The following is a 6,496-nucleotide window of genomic DNA, read 5'->3' as shown; positions in this document are numbered from 1 at the left end:
ACACCTCGTCCGCCGATGAACACCACGCCGAGCAGGAGCGTCAGCGCGAGTCCGCCGAGGAACTTCTTCCGGTCGTTCTTGCGGATTGCGACGTGCGCCCAGTGGAGCGTGAACGACGAGGCGATCAGGAGCGCGGTGTTGATGAGCACCAGCGACCCGACGAGTTCGGGGACGCCGACGAAGATGTCGGACCACTCGCCCGCCCTGATGTAGAAGTAGTAGCCGAACAGCGCGCCGAAGGTGCTGAGTTCGGAGCCGAGGAACGCGAGCATCCCCCAGCGGAGCTTGTTCGCGCCCTTCTCGGAGGCGTCGCGCGACCAGAAGTGACTCACGAACGCGTGGTACGTCCAGCCGTACAGTCCGGCGAGGAAGATGGCGATGCTCCCGACGAGGGCCCCGGGACCGACCATCGGACCGACGATGGCGTTGTCCCCGCGACTGAGGATGTAGAGACCCGCACCGGCGTAGATGCCGGCCGCGCCGACCGCAGTGACGAACGGCCACCAACTCGCCTCACCGAATCCGCGAGGCCAGTCCTCCACGGCGGGGAGGTGGTGCCCGTGGTCGTCGTGTGCTTCTTCGGTACCCATGGACGGGAGTAACCAGCGAACTACTAAAAATCCTCCCAAGTCGTGCCCGCCGGGGCGCGTCCCCCGTGGGGCACTCGGTGTCGTCGCCGGGAGTCGATTCGCGCACGACCGGCAGGCCGCCCCGGTCGCGTCAGTCCGCGCTCGTCGGGGCGCGGTGGTACGGTTGTGCGGCTATCTGCTCTCGCATCTCCCCGAGGGCCTCGCGCCCGCCGTCGCCGGACATCTCCGAGACGACGGCGAACACCTCCTTCCGGGAGACTTTCACGCCCGTCTCGAGAGGGCGTCCTCGGGACGCGCCAGCAGTTCGCGGAGCGTTCCGACCGACAGCAGGAACGGCACGGCCCACGCCGCCAGCGTGTTGCCGTCCGTGGCGGGCACCGTCTCCAGGTACGTCTGCGCGTCGTCGAGGAACGACGAAGCGTGTTCGGCCGTCCGGCGAACGACCGAGGAGGCCGCCTCCTCGTGTTCGGGGGCGAGGACGTCCTCCTGCGGGACGCCCTCCGCGCGCAACCACTCCGCGGGCAGGTAGACGTTGTTCTCTGCGGTGTAGTCGTCGTACACGTCCTCGAGATGTTGACGAGTTGCAGCAGGAGACCGAACTGCTCGGCGGTGTCGTAGAGGCGCCGGCGGCGGTCCGGGGCGATGTCGCCGCGGGTGACGAGGTTCGTGATGAGGTTGCCGACGGTGCCGGCGGCGTAGTAGCAGTACTCCTCGAGTTCCTCGCGCGACTGGATGCGCAGGCCGCCGGTGTCGTCGTAGCGTTCGACGAACTTCGCCATCCCTTGGACGAGTTCGCGCGCCGGCGGGAGAACCGCCTCGCGGACGTCGGCCGGGAGGCCTTCGAGGGTGCGAAGCGTTCGCGGGGCGTCGCGGACGACGCGCCAGTCTTCGTTCATCTCCTCGGGGAGGTGCGGTTCGACGGCGGTCACGAACTCCTCGACGTCGGTGTCGTCGTCGGGGTCGAGGACCGCGTCGTACGTGCGGAGGAGGTCCGCCTGCGCCGACGGCGAGATGTGCGAGGCGTCCTCGACGGTGTCTGCGATTCGGCAGACGAGGTACCCGACGCAGATGTAAGACGACATGGGTTCGTCGAGGACGTCCACGGTCAGTGCGAAAGTGCGAGAGACCCCCTGAACCGCCTCGTGACACCATTCGAGGTCGGTGCGGTCGACCTGGGGACGTTCATCCTGCTGAGACATTCGGAGTGTAACTCTCTACGGAATGGGGATTAAAAAGTCTCGTGGGGCAGTTCTCGCCGACGGAGAGACAACGTAAAGTGACGACGATGACAGACTCACGTATGGACTTCGCGCTCTCCGCAGAGCAGAGGCAGATTCGCGACATGGTGGCCGAGTTCGTCGACGAGGAGATTCGGCCCCGCGCCGCGGAGATAGACGAGACCGACGAGTTCCCCGCCGACCTGGTCGACGAGATGGCCGAGTTGGGCCTCATGGGGATGCCGTTCCCCGAGGAGTACGGCGGGGCCGGACTCGACTACCACTCCTACGCCATCGGTCTGGAGGAGATTTCCCGCGGGAGCGGCGGACTCGGCACCGTCGTCGCCGCCCACACCTCGCTGGCGGGCAACATGGTGTACGAGTTCGGGAACGAGGAGCAGAAGCGGGAGTACCTGACGCCCCTGAACACCGGCGAGGACGTCGGCGCGTTCGCCCTCTCGGAGGCGGGCGCCGGCAGCGACGTGCCCGCGATGGACACGACGGCGCGGAAGGAGGGCGACGAGTACGTCGTGAACGGCGGCAAACTGTGGATATCGAACGGCTCCGTCGCCGACACGGTGACGCTGTTCGCGAAGACGGACCCCGACGCCGGCAACAAGGGTATCTCCTCGTTCGTCGTGCGCCCCGAGGAGGACGACGGGTTCGTCGTCGAGGGGACGGAGGACAAACTCGGCGACAAGGGCTGTCCGACCGCGGAACTCCGCTTCGACGAGATGCGCATCCCCGAAGACCGCCTCCTCGGCGAGGAGGGCGAGGGGTTCGTACAGGCGCTGAAGACGCTGAACGGCGGGCGCATCACTATCGCCGCGCGCTCCATCGGCATCGCCCGCGCCGCCCTCGAAGACGCCGTCGACTACGCCGACGACCGAGAGCAGTTCGACCAGCCCATCGCGGAGTTCCAGTCGATTAAGCACAAACTCGCCGACATGGACACGAAGGTGCAGGCGGCGAAGCTGCTGATGCACAAGGCGGCCGACCTGAAGATTCGCGACGAATCGTACGTCAAGGAGGCCGCGCAGGCGAAACTCTACGCCTCCGAAATCAGCCGCGAGGTGGCCAACGAGGGCATCCAGATTCACGGCGGCTACGGCTACACGAAGGACTTCCCCGCCGAACGCTACTACCGCGACGCCAAACTCAACGAGATATACGAGGGGACGAGCGAGATTCTGCGCAACACCATCGGCGACCGACTGCGCAGCGAACGGTAACTACTCCGTTGCGTCGGCGTTCGCGTCGGCGGCGGCGCTCTCACCGTCGCGCCGCCGTTCGCCCCCTTCGACCCGTTCGGTCAACCAGTCGTAGTGCGCCTCGACGCCCGCCGCGCCGCGGTCGGTGAGTTCGTACACGTCGGCGATTCCCTCCGTTCTGCGAGCCAGATAGCCCTTCGAGACGAGGGCGTCGAGCGTCCCGTAGAACGACTGGGGGTCGAGTCGCGTCTCGTAGTGCGCCTCCAGTCGCGTCTTCAGTTTCTGCCCGCGGAGTTCGCCGGCGTCGTAGAGGATTGCGCAGAGGTCGCGGCGGCGACCGCTCTGGAACCACATACCGGGAGGTCGGCCGACGGGGTCACGTCACTTTCGTTCGCGGTCGGACGCGCCGGTCGGCGAACGCCCCCGCCGTCGGGACGGCCGCCGGCGACCGACCCGTCGACGGTGTGGGGTCCTTCGTCCTCGCCGACTCCGCCCGTCTCCGAACCGATAGTTTCGATTACCGGCCCTCCCTAGAGGCCGTCATGACCGACAGCGAGGTGACGGCGAACGACATCACCGCCCGCTACTACGAGACCGGGACCGAACGCGTCCTCACGTTCGACAAGGGCGGGACCACCGCCGCCGTCGCGCAGAACCGCGAGGGCTACGCGATGCTGAAGGTGCGGCCGACCGCCGACGGCGACGAACTCGAACGCTACTACGGGTTCGACATGGCCTTGGACCACGCGGCCGAACTCCTCGGCGTCTCGCCGCACGACCTCCCGGTGCCCGAGGACGCCGAAGACATGGGGATGTAGGGTCTCGAATCGCGCGGTACCTCCCCGGTGCAGGCGGTCCTCGGTCGACGGGAGACGGACGACAGATGCCATATCGGCCGTCTCGCGGGTGTGATACTCTTAATTACCGGCGATACTAATACAGATGACATGAACGCATCGACGACCGGCACCGAAGCGGTTCCGGGACGGCTCCGATGACCGAACACCCGGTGTTGCCCGCCGACGAGTCCGTACTGACCACCGTCGACGAAGCGGACCTGTACAAGGACAGCGGCAAGATCAAGAAGAAGCACTACAGGCGGGAACTGGAACGGCTTCAGGAAGAACTCGTCAAGCTCCAGATGTGGGTCAAAGACCAGGGTCTGCGGGTCGTCGTGCTGTTCGACGGTCGGGACGCGGCGGGCAAGGGCGGGACGATACACCGAATCACTCGCCGGACGAGTTCCCGGGTGGTGAAAGTCGTCGCACTCGGCAAACCCACCGAACGCGAGCAGAGCCAGTGGTACTTCCAGCGATACGTCGAACACCTCCCGGCGGCCGGTGAGATGGTGCTGTTCGACCGGAGTTGGTACAACCGCGCGACGGTCGAGCGCGTGATGGACTTCTGTACCGACGAAGAGTACCGCGAGTTCCTCCGCTCTGCGCCCGAGTTCGAGCGCATGCTGACTCGCTCGGGCATCATCCTCGTCAAGTACTGGTTCTCCATCAGCGACGAGGAACAGGAACGGCGCTTCCAGAAGCGCAGCAACGACCCGAAACGTCGCTGGAAACTCAGCCCGATAGACCTCGAGGCCCGAGAGCGGTGGGTCGAGTACTCGCGGGCCAAGGACGCGATGTTCACCTACACGGACACGGACGGGTCGCCGTGGCACGTCATCAACGCCGACGTGAAGAAGCACGCCCGACTCAACTGCATCAGTCACCTCCTCACGCAGATCGAGTACGAGGACACCATGCCCGAACCGACCGAGTTGCCCGACAGACAGACGGACCCGAACTACGAGCGTCCGTCGATCGACAGCCAGAACTGGGTCCCCGCGCTGTACGGGTCGAATCCCTCGGCGGCGGACGTCGAGCGGTCCTGAACCCGTCTCGACTACGTCCGGCACAGACGCGGCGACCGTCTCCCCCTGTTCGACACGGGGTGCCCGCCGACTGTCGAGGAGGTCTGCGGAACCGACGTTTCAGTCGCGCCGCCAGTAGAACATCGGCCCGAGGAACAGGTACGCGAGGGCGAGAAACAGCAGTCCGAACGCGAATCCGCGGCCGAGGTCACCGACGAGGCGGCGACCGACCGGGCCGGTCAGGAGCACCGCGAGGGCCTGCACCACGCCCATCACGAGTGCGTCCTGCGCGTGCAGGTCGGGGTACGTTATCGTCGTCACCATCAGGGCCGCGAGGAGGTAGACGAGGGACACGAGGATCACTGGGTCGGTGAACCCCGCGAGGACGCCCGCCGAGAGGATGGTGGCCGCCAGCGTCGTCTGGACGCCCTCCGTCTCCGCGAGGTCGCTGTCGTAGGCGGTGTAGAGTCCGAGTCTGGTGACCGCCGCGGCGACGAACAGCGCCGACCCGAAGAGCGCGACGCCGACCCCGAGCGCGTCGAACGCCCACGCCTCCCTGACCGCGACGGCGACGAGGAGGGCGGGGGCGACGCCGAAGGAGGCCACGTCGGCCAGCGAGTCGAGGTACTCGCCGACGGCCGTCCCGCCGCGCCGACGGGCGACGACGCCGTCGAGGGCGTCGGCGATGGCCGCCAGCAGGATGAGACGCGCCGCGAGGGCGACGTCGACCGTCGCCGCGACGGCCGCGAGGAAGCCGAGGGCGGCGTTGGCGACGGTCACCGCGTCGGCCAGACCCATCTCGCCGACGAAGCGGGGCTTCATACTCTCGGCGTGGACGACCGACGCTTTACGTGTTTATATTCTGCCGCCACCGACCGACCCGCGGTCGCACGGACCGCGACGAGTCCGCCCGTCGGTTTCGACGCGCCGACCGCGGCGCATTTAGCTCTCGACCCCCGAGGTTCGACCATGCAGGAACGGCAACGCGCCGACGGGCCGTCGCGGCGTCGGTTTCTCGCCGGTCTCGGCTCCGTCGCCACCGCGGGACTGGCCGGATGTGCCTCGGCCGCACAGGACGACTACGACGTGGGGATGACCGCAGTCGCGTTCACGCCGCCCTCGCTCACCGTCTCGGTGGGCGACACGGTCGTCTGGCGGAACACGAGTTCGCGCGGTCACACGGTCACCGCGTACGACGACGGCATCCCGGACGACGCCGAGTTCTTCGCGACCGGCGGGTACGAGGACACCCAGACGGCCCGCGACGCCTACCACAACGAACTCGGCGGCCTCATCGACAGCGGTGAGTCGTTCTCGCACACGTTCGAGGTGCCCGGCGAGTATCAGTACCTCTGCGTCCCCCACGAACCGCAGGGGATGGTCGGCACCGTCGTCGTCGAGGACGGCGGGAGCGAGACGGGAACCGAGTCGTAGCGAACCCCCTCTCGCGTCTGCTCCGGGCCGGTCTCGCCTCTGCGCGTCTGTTTCGATTCTCGGTGCATCGGTTTCGACTCTCGGGCGTCTGTTTCGACTCTCGGGCGTCTGTTTCGACTCTCGGCGCGGTCGGCTTCGACTCTTCTGGCCGACGCGCGTACCGACGGTGAGCAAATGGGA

Annotated in this window: 7 protein-coding genes and 1 pseudogene; 4 read left to right on the top strand and 4 right to left on the bottom strand. The window is 67.1% G+C overall.

Annotation, left to right across the window (positions count from 1 at the left end; genetic code table 11):
- Together GJ632_RS18315 and GJ632_RS18310 are read right to left on the bottom strand one after the other, a co-directional pair.
- On the bottom strand, positions 1-590 hold a 590-nt coding region (locus GJ632_RS18315; protein ID WP_191453699.1), incomplete at its 3' end, for a cytochrome c oxidase subunit 3.
- Between the two features lie 130 nt (positions 591-720).
- Positions 721-1,789, bottom strand: a pseudogene (locus tag GJ632_RS18310) (phytoene/squalene synthase family protein).
- A gap of 101 nt (positions 1,790-1,890) precedes the next feature.
- Here GJ632_RS18310 and GJ632_RS18305 point away from each other — a divergent pair.
- Positions 1,891-3,039 carry an acyl-CoA dehydrogenase gene (locus GJ632_RS18305; RefSeq protein ID WP_191453700.1) on the top strand — a complete coding sequence of 383 codons (1,149 nt, stop codon included), beginning with the start codon at positions 1,891-1,893 and terminating at the stop codon, positions 3,037-3,039.
- Here GJ632_RS18305 and GJ632_RS18300 read toward each other — a convergent pair whose 3' ends face one another.
- The gene (locus tag GJ632_RS18300) at positions 3,040-3,372 is read right to left on the bottom strand and encodes a helix-turn-helix transcriptional regulator (RefSeq protein ID WP_191453698.1); all 333 of its coding nucleotides are present in this window, start codon (positions 3,370-3,372) and stop codon (positions 3,040-3,042) included.
- Positions 3,373-3,560: 188 nt separating this feature from the next.
- Here GJ632_RS18300 and GJ632_RS18295 point away from each other — a divergent pair, with 188 nt between their 5' ends.
- A complete protein-coding gene (locus GJ632_RS18295) occupies positions 3,561-3,836 on the top strand; it encodes a hypothetical protein (RefSeq protein ID WP_089806021.1) in 276 nt (91 codons plus the stop codon).
- A gap of 176 nt (positions 3,837-4,012) precedes the next feature.
- On the top strand, positions 4,013-4,903 hold the full coding sequence (ppk2, locus tag GJ632_RS18290; protein ID WP_191453697.1) for a polyphosphate kinase 2: 891 nt from the start codon (positions 4,013-4,015) through the stop codon (positions 4,901-4,903).
- Between the two features lie 99 nt (positions 4,904-5,002).
- On the opposite strand, the gene GJ632_RS18285 is transcribed toward ppk2, so the two are convergent.
- Positions 5,003-5,704, bottom strand: a complete 702-nt coding sequence (locus GJ632_RS18285) for a protein sorting system archaetidylserine synthase (RefSeq protein ID WP_191453696.1) — start codon at positions 5,702-5,704, stop codon at positions 5,003-5,005.
- Between the two features lie 147 nt (positions 5,705-5,851).
- On the opposite strand from GJ632_RS18285, the gene GJ632_RS18280 reads away from it, so the two are divergent.
- Complete coding sequence (locus tag GJ632_RS18280) at positions 5,852-6,316, top strand: plastocyanin/azurin family copper-binding protein (RefSeq protein WP_089806027.1); 465 nt, start codon at positions 5,852-5,854, stop codon at positions 6,314-6,316.
- Positions 6,317-6,496: the final 180 nt, after the last annotated feature.

The sequence above is a fragment of the Halogeometricum sp. CBA1124 genome, assembly GCF_009741955.1.
In the GTDB taxonomy this organism is placed as follows: Archaea; Halobacteriota; Halobacteria; order Halobacteriales; family Haloferacaceae; genus Halogeometricum; species Halogeometricum rufum.
The sequence above is the reverse complement of the archived record's forward strand: the minus strand, read 5'-3'. Positions and strand labels throughout refer to the sequence as shown.